Source organism: Thermanaerovibrio velox DSM 12556, assembly GCF_000237825.1.
GTDB classification, from domain to species: domain Bacteria; phylum Synergistota; class Synergistia; order Synergistales; family Synergistaceae; genus Thermanaerovibrio; species Thermanaerovibrio velox.
Genome location: NZ_CM001377.1, coordinates 26,679 through 42,080 on the forward strand (window position 1 = coordinate 26,679; position 15,402 = coordinate 42,080).

At 60.9% G+C, this 15,402-nt stretch carries 13 protein-coding genes; 2 read left to right on the plus strand and 11 right to left on the minus strand.

What is annotated here, in order from left to right; all coding sequences use genetic code 11:
• Positions 1-69: 69 nt before the first annotated feature.
• The 6 genes from THEVEDRAFT_RS00125 to THEVEDRAFT_RS00150 all read right to left on the minus strand — a co-directional run bounded on the left by THEVEDRAFT_RS00125 (position 70) and on the right by THEVEDRAFT_RS00150 (position 5,548).
• Positions 70-903: a P-loop NTPase gene (locus THEVEDRAFT_RS00125; protein WP_006582704.1), complete on the minus strand. Its 834-nt coding sequence runs from the start codon at positions 901-903 to the stop codon at positions 70-72.
• 36 nt (positions 904-939) lie between these two features.
• Positions 940-1,266, minus strand: coding sequence for a NifB/NifX family molybdenum-iron cluster-binding protein (locus tag THEVEDRAFT_RS00130; RefSeq protein WP_006582705.1), 327 nt, complete (start codon positions 1,264-1,266; stop codon positions 940-942).
• A 113-nt stretch (positions 1,267-1,379) separates the two neighbouring features.
• Positions 1,380-1,925 (minus strand): Fur family transcriptional regulator, encoded by a 546-nt coding sequence (locus tag THEVEDRAFT_RS09035; RefSeq protein ID WP_006582706.1) that lies wholly within the window; start codon positions 1,923-1,925, stop codon positions 1,380-1,382.
• Positions 1,915-2,364 carry an MOSC domain-containing protein gene (locus THEVEDRAFT_RS00140; protein WP_006582707.1) on the minus strand — a complete coding sequence of 150 codons (450 nt, stop codon included), beginning with the start codon at positions 2,362-2,364 and terminating at the stop codon, positions 1,915-1,917. Before THEVEDRAFT_RS00140 ends, THEVEDRAFT_RS09035 begins: the two co-directional genes overlap by 11 nt.
• Positions 2,365-2,709: 345 nt before the next feature.
• Positions 2,710-3,831, minus strand: a complete 1,122-nt coding sequence (locus THEVEDRAFT_RS00145; protein WP_006582708.1) for a M20/M25/M40 family metallo-hydrolase — start codon at positions 3,829-3,831, stop codon at positions 2,710-2,712.
• A gap of 175 nt (positions 3,832-4,006) precedes the next feature.
• Positions 4,007-5,548 (minus strand): AbgT family transporter, encoded by a 1,542-nt coding sequence (locus tag THEVEDRAFT_RS00150; protein ID WP_006582709.1) that lies wholly within the window; start codon positions 5,546-5,548, stop codon positions 4,007-4,009.
• Between the two features lie 514 nt (positions 5,549-6,062).
• On the opposite strand from THEVEDRAFT_RS00150, the gene rocD reads away from it, so the two are divergent.
• A complete protein-coding gene (gene rocD, locus THEVEDRAFT_RS00155) occupies positions 6,063-7,271 on the plus strand; it encodes an ornithine--oxo-acid transaminase (protein WP_006582710.1) in 1,209 nt (402 codons plus the stop codon).
• A 200-nt stretch (positions 7,272-7,471) separates the two neighbouring features.
• Here the strand turns inward: rocD and THEVEDRAFT_RS00160 are convergent, their stop codons facing one another.
• A complete protein-coding gene (locus tag THEVEDRAFT_RS00160; protein WP_006582711.1) occupies positions 7,472-8,758 on the minus strand; it encodes a dicarboxylate/amino acid:cation symporter in 1,287 nt (428 codons plus the stop codon).
• A 187-nt stretch (positions 8,759-8,945) separates the two neighbouring features.
• On the opposite strand from THEVEDRAFT_RS00160, the gene THEVEDRAFT_RS00165 reads away from it, so the two are divergent.
• Positions 8,946-10,667 carry a methyl-accepting chemotaxis protein gene (locus tag THEVEDRAFT_RS00165; RefSeq protein WP_006582712.1) on the plus strand — a complete coding sequence of 574 codons (1,722 nt, stop codon included), beginning with the start codon at positions 8,946-8,948 and terminating at the stop codon, positions 10,665-10,667.
• A gap of 98 nt (positions 10,668-10,765) precedes the next feature.
• Here the strand turns inward: THEVEDRAFT_RS00165 and THEVEDRAFT_RS00170 are convergent, their stop codons facing one another.
• Genes THEVEDRAFT_RS00170 through THEVEDRAFT_RS00185 form a run of 4 tightly spaced genes read right to left on the minus strand, consistent with a single transcriptional unit; the run spans position 10,766 to position 15,331 of the window.
• Entirely contained in the window at positions 10,766-11,764 is a 999-nt protein-coding gene (locus THEVEDRAFT_RS00170) for an ABC transporter ATP-binding protein (RefSeq protein ID WP_006582713.1), read from the minus strand.
• Positions 11,745-13,469 (minus strand): ABC transporter permease subunit, encoded by a 1,725-nt coding sequence (locus THEVEDRAFT_RS09040; RefSeq protein WP_006582714.1) that lies wholly within the window; start codon positions 13,467-13,469, stop codon positions 11,745-11,747. Before THEVEDRAFT_RS09040 ends, THEVEDRAFT_RS00170 begins: the two co-directional genes overlap by 20 nt.
• A complete protein-coding gene (locus tag THEVEDRAFT_RS00180) occupies positions 13,453-14,259 on the minus strand; it encodes an alkaline phosphatase family protein (RefSeq protein ID WP_006582715.1) in 807 nt (268 codons plus the stop codon). The genes THEVEDRAFT_RS09040 and THEVEDRAFT_RS00180 overlap by 17 nt, the downstream gene beginning before the upstream one ends.
• Positions 14,246-15,331, minus strand: a complete 1,086-nt coding sequence (locus THEVEDRAFT_RS00185) for an ABC transporter substrate-binding protein (RefSeq protein WP_006582716.1) — start codon at positions 15,329-15,331, stop codon at positions 14,246-14,248. The genes THEVEDRAFT_RS00180 and THEVEDRAFT_RS00185 overlap by 14 nt, the downstream gene beginning before the upstream one ends.
• Between the last annotated feature and the right edge of the window lie 71 nt (positions 15,332-15,402).

The window sequence follows — 15,402 nt, forward strand, 5'->3', positions numbered from 1 at the left end:
TGGGAAGCCGTGGGAGATAGGAGGGCAGGAGGGACGGTGGGTTGGCCCGGGGCCTGTCCCCTATTAAGATCAAGGCTTACGCCCGAGGAAACCCTCCACCAGATCGTCCAGCACCGACTGGTTGTGGTACTCCTCCAAGAGCCCCCGGTCGGACAGGTTGGACAGCACCGGGTCTATCGGCAGGCTTGCAAAGCTTGGGACCCACCACTTTTTCGACAGCTCCTCTATCCTGCTGGGTCCGAAGAGCTGGATCCTCTGGCCGCAGTGGGGGCACAGGGCGTAGGCCATGTTCTCCACCAGTCCCAGGATGGGGACGTTCAGCATCTGGGCCATGTGCATGGCCTTTTCGACCACCATGCCCACCAGGTCCTGGGGGGATGTAACCACCACGAAGCCGTCGAGGGGCAGGCTCTGCATCACCGTCAACGGTGCGTCCGCCGTGCCCGGAGGCAGGTCCACGATGAGGGTGTCCAGGCCGTCCCACAAGACCTCCTCGTAGAACTGCTTGATGGTGTTGGATATTACAGGTCCCCTCCAGACCACCGGCTTTGTGGCGTCCTCGAGGAGCAGGTTTATGGACATCACCGATATGCCAAGGGTGGGTGACTTTGGGGGAACTATGCCAAGCGGGGAACCCGTTGGTAGCCCCTTTACCCCAAGCATGGCCGGGATGGAGGGGCCGGTGATGTCCCCGTCGAGGATCCCCACCTTCTGTCCCCTCCTGGCGAGCCCCACGGCCAGGAGGGCGGACACGGAGCTCTTGCCCACCCCGCCCTTGCCGCTCCCCACCGCCACTATCATCCCTATGCCCTTCCTCTGCCCCTTTTGGGGCATGCCGCACTTGTCCGTGGTTGAATCGCAGGTCCCCTTGCTGTTGCAGCCTTCGCACCGGCTATCTGACACTTGGTCCTTCCCCCTTGTGTTCGATGTGATCTTGGGTTACGCCAGCCTCTCCAAATCTCCCGACAGGTACAGCTTAACCGCCTCCTGAGCGGTGGCCGCACTGCAGGCGTACGCCTTGATGTCCCCCTGCCTAAGCGCCGTTACCGCATTTGGCCCCAGCTGGGGGGCTAAGACCACTTGGACCCCGTTTTCCGCCAGGAGCCCCACCGCCATGGCGGCGGCCCCGTGTTCCGACGGATCGGTCTTCAAGGCCTTGAGGAACCTGCCGTCCTCGCTGAAGAGGAGGAACCAAGGGGATCTGGCGAACCGGTCAGAGGTCTTGGAGTCCCCGGTGTTTCCTTCTGCGGCGACTGCTATGGTCATGTAACCGCCCCCTATAGGTATAGATATTCATTATCAATAACCGAGCCGATTGTACACCCCCCAGCGTAAAAGGCAAAGCCTAGGCACCACCACGGGAGATGCGGATGGGGACTCTACCCTGGCATTCCCCTTCTTCTCCTGCCGCAGCAGGTCATGTGATACCCCGCAGGTTTGGTGGGCTCCTCCTCACAGGTGGGGCATACCCCGTAGAGCTGAACCGTCTGAGGGGTTGGGGCCAAGCCCCCTCCTCTTATCCACGAGGCTATGGTGCCCTGCAGGTCCTCCCGGTCCTCCAGGTGGACGGTATTGCCGCATACCCTGCAGGTCACGTGGACGTGGATGTCCCCGTCGGGGATGTGGAACCTGGCGAACCCCTCCCCCCGGTCGAAGGAGTGCACCAGCCCCATCTCCTCCAGCACCACAAGGGTCCGATAGACCGTGGCGAACCCCACCGACGGGTCCTTGGCCTGCACCCGCTCCATTATCTGCCGGGCGTTCAGGTGCTCCCCCTGGCTTTCCAGAAGGGTCTCTATGATGAGCCTCCGCTGTTCCGTCCGGCGGCATCCCTTGTGCTTGAGGGCTTCCAGGTACTCCTCCGCCCTCAAGCGGAGCTCCTCCAGGCCCCGGGGGTCCCCGGAGCGTCCCCGCCTACCCGTCAAGGTCCCCATCCTCCAGCACCACCTTCGCCGGGGTCTTGACCCGTCCCCCCTGGAGCACCTCGAGGAAGAAGCCCTTGCTGGGCAAGAGGCACCATCCCCGGTAGTCGTAGGTGTGGGGCTCCCCGGGCTTCTTGCCCTTCTCGACCACCCGGAGCCTCACGGATCCGATCGACAGGATCTGCCCGGGCCTTATGTCCTCCCCAAGGCCCTCTACCACCAGGTTCTCCGCGAGGCTTCCCGGGGGGAACGGGAAGCCCGCCTCCCCTTGGGCGGTTAGGATGTCCTCCAGCCTCAGCAGGCTCACCTGCCTTTCCCCTATCCCGAAGTGGGAGTCCCCCTCTATGCCCTTGCCCTGGACGAACAGCGCCTCATCCACCGGCCTCTTGGGCTCCCGCCTGTCCTCGCTTACGCACACCGCCGTGAGCCTTGCAGAACTCATAGGTTAAACACCCCTTGCGTTGATCAGCGTTGAAAACTGGAAACTGTGAAAAACCGTAAAAGAACCGAAGAGGGCTGGGACAAACCGGCTCCTTCCCCCCGATGGCCCCGTAGGACTTTGGACCGGAGGATCGGTGTTTTTTTCCAGCTTCAGCTTCAGTCCTCAAGCCCTTCAGGTTCAGGACCTCTTCGGGAGATTATAGATCATGGGGGAGGGTAGATGGGCCATGGGATCCGCTGGGTTCCGCGGGGGGCAAGGGGGGAAGGCAGGACCGGTGGGTGAGAAAACGGGGTCCGGGAAGCTTGCTCCCCAGACCCCGACGTCTCGATCCTATGCCCTTTTTCCCTAGCGACCGGCGGCGAAGGACCTTACTATCTCCAGGACCAGTGCGGAAGTGTTCTCCAGGTCCTTTATGTATATGTGCTCCTCCAGCGTATGGGGCTTCCTCTCCCCTATGCCCAGGTTGACCGCGGAGATCCCCTTGGAGTTCAGTATGTTGGTGTCGCTTCCCCCGCCGGTGGAGCAGGTCTTGGGGGCAAGCCCCATCCGTTTCGCCGCCTCCTTGACCATCCGGACCGTGAGGCTCTCCTCGTCCACGTTGAAGGGCGGGTAGGCCCTGGCAACGGTGACCTCGGCGGTACCTCCCATCTCCTCCGCCGCCCGCTTGAAGCGCTCCGCCATGTGGGCGCTCTGCCGGTCCAGCTTGGCCTCGTCAAGGCTTCGGGCCTCCGCTTTTATGACCACCTCGGGGGTGACTATGTTGGTTGCCCCGCCGCCGGATATGTAGCCCACGTTTGCGGTGGTCTCGTGGTCTATCCGAAGTAGCCTCATGCCCTCGATGGCCCTGGCGGCTATCATGATGGCGCTTACCCCCTCCTCCGGGGCCACCCCCGCGTGGGCGCTCCTGCCCTTTATGACCACGTCTATCCTGTCCTGGGCGGGGCCCTTTATCACTATCTCCCCCACGTCCCCGCCGCTGTCCAGCACGTAGGCGTGCCTTGCGGTTATGAGGGAGGTGTCCAGGTTCTGGGCCCCCCTAAGCCCCCCCTCCTCCCAGACGGAGAAGACCACCTCCACGGGGCCGTGGTCCTCCTGGGACTCCTTGAGGCACCTCAGGGCCTCCAGGACCGCCGCTATGCCCGCCTTGTCGTCCGCCCCGAGCACGCTGGTGCCGTCGCTGTAGATCGCGTTGTTCTTAACGATGGGGACTATCTTCTCGCAGGGGGACACGGTGTCCATGTGGCAGCTGAAGAGCACCGGCTCCGCGTCAATGGTCCCATCGAGCCGGGCGATCACGTTGCCGGTCTGCCCCCCGATCTTGTCCCCCGCATCGTCCACCGTCACCTTAAGCCCCAGGTCCCGGAGCTTCTCCGTCAGCAGGTCCGCCAGCGCCTTCTCCTTGCCCGAGGGACTTGGCACCTTAACCAGCTCCAGGAACTCCTCCAGCAGCCTATCACGGTTGATCATGACTATACCTCCTCAAGGGATAGGGGGTTCGCGCCCTTGTGCAGGGCGGGAACCCCCTTTGCATTGCGTCACCCGGGCGATCTGATCCAGATGGGCCCAGATGCGGCCGTCTAGATTTTTGACCTCCACAAGGCATTTAGCCCCCAGGGGTCCCAAACTGCCCGGGGTGGCTTAATTATAGCCTTATTAAAGCCCCTGGTCCTATGGGGAGTCCGAGGAAGAACCAGACGATCATCAGCAATGACCACCCCACCAGGAACGCCAGGGAGTAGGGGAGCATGATGGATATGAGGGTTCCCATGCCTATGTCCTTCCGGTACTTCTGGGCAAAGGCCACGATGACCGCGAAGTAGGACATGAGGGGGGTGATGATGTTGGTGCAGGAGTCCCCGATGCGGTAGACCAGCTGGGTGAAAGCGGGGGTGTAGCCGAGGCCCATGAACATGGGGACGAACACCGGCGCCATTATGGCCCACTTGGCGGAGGCGCTGCCTATGAAGAGGTTGATGAACGCCGCCACCAGGATGAAGCCTATCATCAGGGCTATGCCGGTCATGCCGGTGGCCTTTAGGAAGTTAGCCCCCTTTACCGCCAGGATTATGCCCAGGTTGGACCACTTGAAGTAGCTCACGAACTGGGCGGCGAAGAAGGCCAGGACTATATAGCTTCCCATGGAGGACATGCCCTTGCCCATGAGGGAGGCCACCTGCTTGTCGTTCTTCACCTTGCCGGTGCAGATGCCGTAGACCACGCCGGGGATGAGGAAGCCCATGGCGATTATGGGCACCAGGGCCATCATGAAGGGGGTGTGTCCCAGGATCTTGCCCTGGTCGTCCCTCAGCACCCCGTTGGAGGGCAGAACCAGCGCCAGGATGAGGGCGGTGAAGAGGATGAGGCTGAGACCCGCCATCCGGAGCCCCCGGCGCTCCTCTTCGGTGAAGCTGGAGAGGTCGTGGTCGTCGTGGTGGTCTCCGTGGTAGGTGCCGAGCCGGGGCTCCACCACCTTCTCGGTTATCCAGGTGCCTATTATGGAGATCACGATGGTGGAGACCGCCATGAAGTAGTAGTTGTCCGTGGGGTTCACCACGTAGCCGGGCTGGAATATGCGGGCCGCCTCCTGGCTTATGCCGGAGAGCAGGGGGTCTATGGTGCCCACCAGCAGGTTGGCGCTGAAGCCCCCGGAGACCCCGGCGAAGGCCGCCGCCAGCCCCGCCAGGGGATGGCGCTTGAAGCCCAGGAACACTATGGCCCCCAGGGGCACCAGCACCACGTACCCCGCGTCGGAGGCGATGTTGGACATGACCCCGGCGAAGACCACCACGAAGGTGATGAGCTTCTTGGGGGTGCTTAGAACCAGCTTTTTAAGGCACGCCTGGATGAGCCCGGTGCCCTCCGCCACCGCCACGCCCAGCATGGCCACCAGGACGGTGCCCAAGGGGGCGAAGCCGGTGAAGTTGCTTACCGCCTCGGAGAAGATCTGCCGCAGCCCCTCCTTGGACATGAGGCTCACCGCCGCCACGGTGACCTGCTCCGCCTTGCCCTCGGAAACCCTCTCGTAGGTCACCTGGACGCCGCTGGAGGCGGCGATGCCGGATATGACCACCACCAGCACCGCCAGGATCAGGAACAGGGTCGCCGGGTGGGGCAGCTTGTTGCCCCCCTTTTCTACCACGTCCAGGAAACGGTTGAAGAAGCCCTTTCGCTGCTTGTCGCTCAAGTGCTAAACCTCCATTCTTTGGGATTTTCCCAGGTTAAGATGCTTAGGTTTATGAAGCTGATAAGACCGCTCGCCGATGGTAAATAGGCTGGTTCGAACCACCTCCTGTGTTTTGAAGGACAAATCAAATTAGGAGCATTTTTTTGCCTTTTGTGTTCCATTGGAATGGTAGCATGAATCGAACGGTTAGTGGTGTAAAATTCTTAATTTTTACTATTAAGAGCTTTCTTGAGTTTATGCTCATATATTGCTCCTTTGTATAATATATGTCGAACCTTTTGCGGTTTTCTGCGGGTTCTTGTGGCCGTAACGTTGGTCTTTTTGGGCCGTCGGGGCCCTTGTGTGGGGGCTAGGGCCCTCCCTCTTTTTTCGTTAATCAACCCGGGGCCCCGGGGGGTTGCATAGCAATATCAAATGGTATAAACTTTCCGAAGAAAAAGGTTTAATGCCCCGCCGTCCCGGATTCTCTGGTCTGTGCTAGAGGGGCTAGATGCAAAGGAGGAGGAGAAGCCAGATGTACACGTCCAAGGAACTCATGGAGATGGAGCACAAGTACGGGGCCCACAACTACCATCCCCTGGAAGTGGTGATATGCAAGGCCGAGGGGATATGGGTGGAGGACCCGGAGGGCCGCAGGTACATGGACATGCTCTCCGCTTACTCGGCGGTTAACCAGGGGCATCGGCACCCCCGAATAATAAAGGCCCTCAAGGACCAGGCGGACGTGTTGACCCTCACCTCCCGGGCCTTCTACAACGACAAGTGGCCCCTCTTCGCCAAGAAGCTGGCGGAGGTGACCGGTAAGGACATGGTGCTTCCCATGAACACCGGTGCCGAGGCGGTTGAGACCGCCATAAAGACCATGCGCAAGTGGGGTTACATGGTGAAGGGAGTGGAGGAGAACAAGGCGGAGATAATCGTCTTCGAGGAGAACTTCCACGGCCGTACCACCACCATAATCTCCTTCTCCGTAGACCCCGATGCCAGGGATTACTACGGTCCCTTCACCCCCGGCTTCGTGGTGGTGCCCTACGACGACCTGGAGGCGGTTAAGAAGGCGATAAACAAGAACACCGTGGGCATCCTGGTGGAGCCCATTCAGGGTGAGGCGGGAGTTCGGGTTCCCAGCGATGGGTTCCTCAAGGGGCTTGAGAAGCTCTGCAAGGAGAACAACGTGCTCCTGGCGGTGGACGAGGTTCAGACGGGCTTCTGCAGGACCGGCAAGACCTTTGCCTTCCAGCACGAGGACGTGGACCCGGACATAATCATCATGGGCAAGGCCTTGGGCGGCGGGGTGTTCCCCGTGTCCGCGGTGGCGGCGAACGAGAACGTGCTTGGGGTTTTCAAGCCCGGCACCCACGGCTCCACCTTCGGCGGCAACCCCCTGGCCTGTGCGGTGGCCATGGCGGCCATCGACGTGCTCATGGAGGAGAAGCTGGCGGACCGGGCGGCGGAGCTCGGCAAGTACTTCATGGACGGCCTTAAGGCCATCCAGGCCAAGACGGACAAGATAAAGCAGGTCCGGGGCAAGGGGCTCCTGATCGGCGTGGTCCTCAACGAGTCCGCCGGGAAGGCCAGGATCTACACCACCGCCCTCAAGGACCGGGGGCTCCTCTGCAAGGAGACCCACGGCTGGATCATCCGCTTCGCTCCCCCCTTGGTGATCACCAAGGAGGAGATCGACGAGGCCCTGAAGAAGATCGAAGAGGTTTTCGTCGGGTAGCTTGAGATGCCGAGCGGGAGGGCAAGATAAGCCCTCCCGCTCGGCTATTTCTATTGGGATTATGGATTCGCGCTTCCACCTCTCTAGGTAAGAGTGTCCTAGCCGGTGCTGTAGGTCACGTCGGTTCTGCCGGTTCCTGGGGAGGGAAAGCGCGCCCGTGGATTCATCCCTCTTTTGAGGTCCCCCGGGGTCTTGATCCTCTACCCCTTCCACCTGGACTGGTCCAGCTCTCCCTCCGCCTTGGCCACCATGACGGTGCCAACGATGTCGCCGGTGACGTTGAGCAGCGTGCGTCCCATGTCCATGATGGCGTCTATGCCCAATATCATCCCGTAGGCCGCGGCGGCGCCCCCGGTGAGGGAGATCCCCGCGGAGTTAAGCACCATGAGGAGCATGATGGCCCCGGAGCCCGGGACACCGGCGGTGCCTATGGCCGCCAGGGTGGCGCTAAGGATGACCATGAGCTGCTGGGATATGGTGAGGTTTTGGCCTATGCAGTTGGCCACGAAGAGCACGCAGATGCCCTGGTATATGGCGGTGCCGTTCATGTTTATGGTGGCCCCCAGGGGCAGGGAGAAGGAGTATATGCCCTTTGGAGCCCCCATCTCCTCCGCGGCCTCCATGGACACCGGAAGGGTGGCGCTGCTGCTGCGGGTGACGAAGGCGGTCAGCATGGCGTCCTTGGCGTTCCGTACGAACCATGGAAGCCCGAGCCCCACCAGCTTGAGGGATATGCCGTAGACCACCACGAAGTGGATGAGGAACGCCAGGTACATGGCCATTATGGTCATCCCCAACGGGCCCGCCGCCTTGGCTCCCTGTTGGCCGAAGGCGGTGGCCATTAGGGCGAAGACCCCGATGGGGGCGTACTCCATGGCCCACTTGGTTATCTTGTACATCGCCTCCGCCCCGCCGTCGCAGATCCGAAACATGGCCTCCCCGGAGGATTTGAGGCGCTCGTCGGAGCTGGACATGAGGACGCTCAGGGCTATGCCGAACAGGAGGGCGAAGAAGATTATCTGGAGCATCGTGCCGTTAACCATGGCGGCGACGGGGTTGTCGGGCACGATGTTGAGGAGGGTCTCCACCAGGGACGGGGCCTTGGCGGTTATGTCCACTGCCCCTTCCGCTGGAAGGTCCAACCCCGCCCCGGGCTTGAATAAGTTCCCAACCCCAAGCCCTATGGCCACCGCCACCGCGCTGGTGAGCATGTAGTATCCCACCACCTTGACCCCCACGGTGCCGAGCTTCGAGGGGGTCACGCTGGATGCCCCAACCACCAGGGAGAAGAACACCACCGGTATCACTATCATCTTAAGAAGCCTGATTAGAAGATCCCCAAGGGGCTTTATGGCCGCCATTTCAGGTCCCACCAATAGCCCCGCTCCGGCCCCGAGGACCGTTGCAAGAAGGATTCGAACCACTAGGCTGGACCGGAAGTAGAACCCAAGCAACCCTCCGGATCCGGGGTTTCCGCTGTTAGACATCCCAACACCTCCTTGAAAGTTTAGGGGACCCATGTGGTCCTCTTACTCTTTAATTATACAAAAGATACACCATTTTTTGATTAAACATTGTAGAGCTTGTTTTTGTGAATTTGTTTTGCGTGGATTTTTTACCAAGTAGTTGCGTTTCTGGTACAATGCTTTAAAAAGATGCCAGGGAGGTGGTGCCATGTCCGGAACCAGGAGGATGGGTCTTGGACTTAAGTTTCTGCTGCCCATATTCGCCCTGTTGGGGTTGTCCGCCGCGGTGTTGGTGTTCATCTCCTACCAAAGGTCCTACAGGGATGTCTATGAGGACCGGATCAAGGCGGTGAAGGACATGGTGGACTTCACCTACGGCGTCCTGGAGCACTGGAACAGCCAGGTGGAGGCGGGGAAGCTCACCAAGGAGGAGGCCATGTTCATGGCGGGGGAGGAGATATCAAAACTCCGATTCGAGGGTAAGAACTACATTTTCGGCTACGACATGGAGAACCGGGTTGCCATCCCCTTTCAGGGCAACGAGAGGGGCAAGTTCTTGGACTCCCAGGACAAGAGGGGGGTATGGGTCCAGCGGGAGCTCCGGGATATTGTAAGGTCCAGGGGTGAGGGGTTCCTAACCTATCACTGGCTCAACTCCAACACCGACAGGGTGGAGCCCAAGGTGGCCTACGTGAGGCACTTCAAGCCCTTTGAGTGGTGGTTCGGCACGGGGGTTTACGTCTACGACGTCAAGGCCAAGGCCATGAGGAGCGCCATCTACCAGGGGCTGATCCTGCTGGCCGCCATGGGTTTGATAGGTCTTTGCGTGGCCTGGCTCATGGGGCGTTTGGTGGCCCGTCCCCTGAGGGAGCTTTCCCTGGTGGCGGAGCGGGCCGGGGCGGGGGACCTGAGGATCGACAGGTCCGACCTGCCCCAGGGTAGGTCCGACGAGATCGGGGACCTCTCGGAGTCCCTTTGGTCCATGGTTTCAAACCAGCGAAAGACCTTGGCATCCCTTTCCCAGGCGGTCCAGGACGTTTCGTCCACGGCGGAGAGCCTCTCCGCCCTGAGCGAGGAGTTCAGCGCTTCGGTGGAGGAGATACGGGGGGCGGTGGGAACGGTGAAGGAGATGGCCTCTTCTGACGCCGCCAGCGCTGAGGAGACCAAGGCGGCGGTGGGGGAGGTCACCCTGGGATCCAAGGCGGTGGCAGCCGCGGCGGAGAAGGGGGCCCAGTCGGGTTCGGTTGCCCAGGGAGAGGTTGAAGAGGCGGCGGAGGGCTTCCTTGATGTCATAGGCAACGTGGAGAAAGTGGCATCCCAAGGGGAGGAGAACGCCAGGGTCATCCTGGAGCTGAGCTATTCGGTGGAGAAGATAACCGCCTTCGTGGACACCATCTCCAGGATCGCGGACCAGACGAACCTGTTGGCGTTGAACGCCGCCATAGAGGCCGCCCGGGCCGGGGAGGCTGGCAAGGGCTTCGCGGTGGTGGCGGAGGAGGTCCGCAAGCTTGCGGAGGAGTCAAACCAGGCCTCCCGTTCCATTGGGGACCTCATCGGAGAGCTTAAAGATCGGGTTCATGGGGCGGTGGGCTCCATAGAGTCCTCCGGGGAGGTGCTGAAGAAGGCCTCCCAGACCTCCGAGGGGGCCATGGACAGGCTGAAGGCCGCCACGAGCGCGGTGAGGGGGGTCATAGAGTCCCTTTCGGACCTGGCGGCGGTGTCGGAGGAGCAGTCCGCCCTGGCTTCGGAGATGGAGGTGGCGGTGGACCAAATAGTCTCCTCCACGGTCCAGATATCCTCCACCATGGATTCCGTCTACCGCTCCGTGGAGGATACCTCCAAGGGTTCTTTCGAGATAGCCCAGCAGGCGGAACGCCTCTCCACAAGGGCCAAGGATCTCAATGATCTCATGGATGCCTTCAAGCTCTGAACTCCATCAACCTTTTCTGCGTTCAACGGAAAAAAGCCCCCGGGATCCTAGGGGGCTTTTTTCGCGCTTCATCCGCCGGTTAGGGCCTCTCCGCCTCTCTAGTCTAAGGCCACCAAGTCCTCCGGTGAGCCAGCTATGCCGACCTCATCCCCTATGGAGGGCACCCTTGAACTACGTGGCGTCAAGGTTTCCACCCAAATGCTCCCATGGGCAGTACCCACCCTTATTCGGGCTATGCTCCCCCTTGGGATCACGTCCTCCACAATCCCCTTTGTTGCGCATGCGTAGCCCTCGGGGTCGATTATCCTAAGCCCCTCGGGCCTTATCATCCATTGGTGATCCCCTTGGGCCCCCAGGGCCCTTGCCAGCTCCCGAGAGAGCCGGTTGGCCCGTCCCATGAAGTCCGCCACGAAGTCCCCCTTGGGGGACCTGTAGACCTCCTGAGGGGCCCCCATCTGGACTATCTCGCCGCTCCGCATGACCGCCACGGTGTCCGCCAACTCCATGGCCTCCTCCTGATCATGGGTCACGAAGAGGGTGGTTATCCTGAGCTCCCGCTGTATGGACCTGATGTGTTCCCTGAGACGCTCTCTCACCTTAGCGTCCAATGCGGACAGGGGTTCGTCCAGCAGAAGGAGCTTTGGCCTTATGGCTAAGGCCCTTGCCAGGGCCACCCTCTGCCGTTGCCCCCCGGAGAGCTCCCAGGGCATCCTATCCTCAAGGCCCTCCAGCTCCACCATTGCTATGGCCTCCCGAACCTTCCTCCTGAGGGCGGGTCCTTTGAACCCCCGGGCGGAAAGGCCGAACGCCACGTTTTGGAAGACCGACAGGTTCGGGAAGAGGGCGTAGCTCTGAAAGACCATGCCCACGTTGCGATCTTTGGGGGGCAGGAAGGTGATGTCCCTATCCGCCAGCTTTATGGAGCCGCTGAGCACGTCCTCCAACCCCGCTACGCACCTGAGCAGCGTGGACTTGCCGCACCCCGATGGGCCTAGAAGGGCCACGCATTCCCCTTCCCTAACCCTTAGGGTTAGGTTCCTTATCACCTCCCCGTTTCCGTAGCTCTTCCGCAGGTTCTCAATTTGAAGATGCCACATTCGCTATCCTCCTGATGTTCCTTAAGAGTCTCGTCTTAACCCTCCAGGGATTGCCTCCCCTAGCTCCTCCCCTCACCGCCCTCCATGCGGCGTAGGAGAGGGCGGATGCCATGGCGAAGTGGATGATCACCATGGCGCTCATGAGGTGTCCGCTTACGCCCCGGCGGTTGAATATGTAGACCTGCATGGTCTCGAACCTGGTGCCGATCAAGATGTTAGCCAGGGCGAACTCCCCCATGAGGATGGTGAACGAAAGCAGCCCCCCGGATGCCACGCCCTTCCAGAGGTTGGGCAGTACCGCCGCCGCCAGAGCTCCCGCCTTGGAGCGTCCCAATGTCATCGCGGCCTCCATTAGTTCCCTTGGGTTAAAAGCGTCCAGGGAGGAGGATATCGCCCTGCCAACAAAGGGAAGGCAGAGGGTGGAGTAGCTGAGCAGCAGCAAAACAGGGCTGCCCCCTATGGGGGTGGAGGAGTATATGCTCAAAAGCCCCACCGAAGAGACCACCGGTGGCACCGCCAAAGGAGAAAGGCAAAGGGCCTCCAGGATCCAGGACCATCGGGGGGCGAAACACCTGGTCATCACCATGGGAGGGATGACCAGCGTCAAGGATAGGATCACCGCTCCCAGGGATACCCCAAGGGATCTTAGGATGGACAGGATGAACCTGGGATCCCCCAACAGATCCCGGTACCATATGAGGCTTAAGCCTTCGGGCAGCACCGAGGCGCCCCACCGGTAGCTGAAGGAGTGCACCAGCGTGGCCGCCAGGGGTATCAGGAGAAACCCCATGGTACCCCAGGTTATCCACCTCACGGACCAGTGTGGCAGCTCTCGGGAACCCTTGTGCAGGTATCCAGATGGGTCGTTCCTTCCGAAGGATCTTCCCCCCTTAAGCGCCAGGGCGGTGGCGGTCAGGGTTATGATCAGAAGCAGGGAGCTCATGGCGGAGGCTAAGTTGAAGTCCAGGAAGACGTCCCCCGCCACCATGGCGCTTATCCTCAGCGGAACCAGATTGCTGTTCCCAGAGGTCAGGGCGTACGCGGTGGCGTAGGCCCCCATGGCGTTGGCGAACAGGAGGCAGAAGGTGCCCCTTATGGATCCCATGAGCATCGGTATGCCCACCTTTGCCCAGAAGCGGCCGTCCGAGGCCCCTAAGGTCCTTGAAGCCTCCTTCAGATCCTGTCCCACCGCCTCCAGGGCGGGGTACAACGTCAAGATCCCCAGGGGCAGCTGGAAGTACGTGTAGAGCAGTCCAAGGCCCCTGTTGGAATACAGGTCCCAGGATATGCCAAGTCCCCTTAGAAGGATCGTAAACGCCCCCTGGGTGCCCAGTATCACGATGAACGCGAATGCCAGGGGCACCCCGGAGAAGTTGCTCACGGTGTTGCAGAAGGACAGCATCCTGTCCCTGAAGGGGCTTCTCATTATACCCATGGATGCCCCAAGGGCCAGCAGGGTACCCCAAAGGGAGGACCACAGGGATATGAGGACGGAGTTTTTGAAGCTCTGCCGGAGGAACGGGGACTCCCATATGCGTCGGTAGTTCTGCAAACCCAGTCCCTCCGGCCCCGTAAGGCTCATCCATGCGGTCCACCCAAGGGGAAGGAGCAGGAAGCCAAGGCACAGCAGGAACAGCAGGGACGAGGATGTGAGGACGTAGAACCCCTTCGAGCCCTCCCCGTGGAACTTAACTATCCTTGACATCCCTTCTCACCACCTTGAGGAATTCCAGCATCAGGGCCTTCATGTCCCGTTGTCTTTCCGTTCCCTCAAAGGCCTCCATAAGCATCCCCGGGGGCTTGGGGAAGGCCCAAAGGGGCACCGTGGTCTCATCCTCAGAGGTCCCCCCATGGAGGCCCGAGGGCATCGTGCCGTGGTCGGAGGTCACGATCGCCAAGAAACCCTGGTTCACAAGGCCCTGCAGGAAGCGGGAGATCATCTGATCGCACCTCATGACCGCCTCCACTAGCCTGTCCGAATCCCCCCCGTATAGGTGGGCGGCGTTGTCGACCCCCATGGTGTGCACCAGCGCAAGCCCCGGCCGGTGGCGCTTGATAAGCCATTCCCCGTCCTGCAGCACGTGGCTGTCCGGGTAGGCGTCGTCGAAGTAGTAGATTCCAGCGGAGATGTCCCCGGAGGGCCTATCCTGGAAGCGACCCCTTTGGCCTAAGTCCCACTGCCCAAAGAGCTCGGCGAACCAGTTGTGTGCGGCGGCGCATGTGACAAGCCCCCTCCGTCTTGCCAGGGCGAACAGGTTTTCCGGATCCCTTTTAGGCGCCCCGTGGTGGTTGCCCATCAGCCCCGTCAGCGATGGTTCTGAGCCGGTGAAGATGCAGTGGTAGAGTGGTTTGGATATAGGCGGCAGCTCCGAAGCTATGTCCTTTCTCACCCCCATGGAGCATCGCACCATGCCCTCCAGGCAGCCCATGTGCCGGGCCGCCTTAGAGGACAGTCCATCCACCAGGATTACCACAAGCCCCCTATCGGTTGACATGGATTAGCACGTTCTCCTGCCACATCCGCTGGAGCTGGGCGGTGGTGTTCTCCCAGGCCTTGAAGTCCCTTATGGGTCGGGCCTTGGCGTACTGGGACTGGGGAAGCAGCTTGCGCTTCACGTCCTCCGGCAGCTTCACCGAGGTCCTTATGGGCCTGGCGTAACCCCTGGCCAGGTTTATCTGTCCCCGGTCGCTGAGGATGAACTCCCTCGCCAGCTTCGCGGCGTTGGGGTTCTTGGCCCAGCGGTTTATTATGGTGGCGTAGCCGGATATGAGGCTGCCGTCCGAGGGTATCAGTATCTCGAACTTGCTGCGCCCCACCTTGTCGGCGTAGCTGAGGGCGTTGAAGTCCCATAAAAGCCCCACCGCCACCTCACCCTTCTCTATCATCGCTATGGAGGGGTCGCTGGTGGAGAGCCGCCCCGCCTTGGCAAGCTTGGCGAAGAAGTCCACCGCGGGCTTTATGTTGGTCTCGTCTCCCCCCAGGGCATAGGCACATGCCAAGACCGCGCTGTTAGCCTGGGCTGCCACCCCGACGTCACCAACGGTCACCTTGTAGTCCCCATTGAGCAGGTCCCTCCAGGACCTGGGAGGCACCTTTACCAGATCCTTGTTGACCAGGAACGCTATGGTCCCAGTGTAACCCACTATCCAGTGGCCTTCTTGGTCCTTGGCCCAGGCGGGGATCTCGTCCCAGTAGGAGGTCTTGTAGGGCTGTGTAACCCCCTTCTTGACCGCTATGGGGCCGAAGGCTATCCCCACGTCCCCCATGTCCGCCGTGGCGTTCTTCCCCTCCGCGGCGAACTTGGCTATCTCCTGGGCGGAGCTCATGTCCGTGTCCTGGTGCTCTATGCCGTAAAGGCCCTTGAGATCCCTCCAGGTGTCCTTCCAGTTCGCCCAGTCGTCGGGCATGCCAACGGTGTAGAGCTTCCCCTCTCGCTTTGCCTCCTTGACCAGATCCTTTGGAATATCCTTGGCCTCGGAGGTCCCAGGGTGAGCTAAAAGCACCGCCCCCATGCACAACACCGCCCCAGCTCGGGCAAAACGGGTGATAAAATTAAAAACCCCCATGTGTATCCCCTCCCTCTAGGTTTTGGGGTTCATGATATACATGGGGTGTTAAGGCTTGCTCGTGTTTTTCG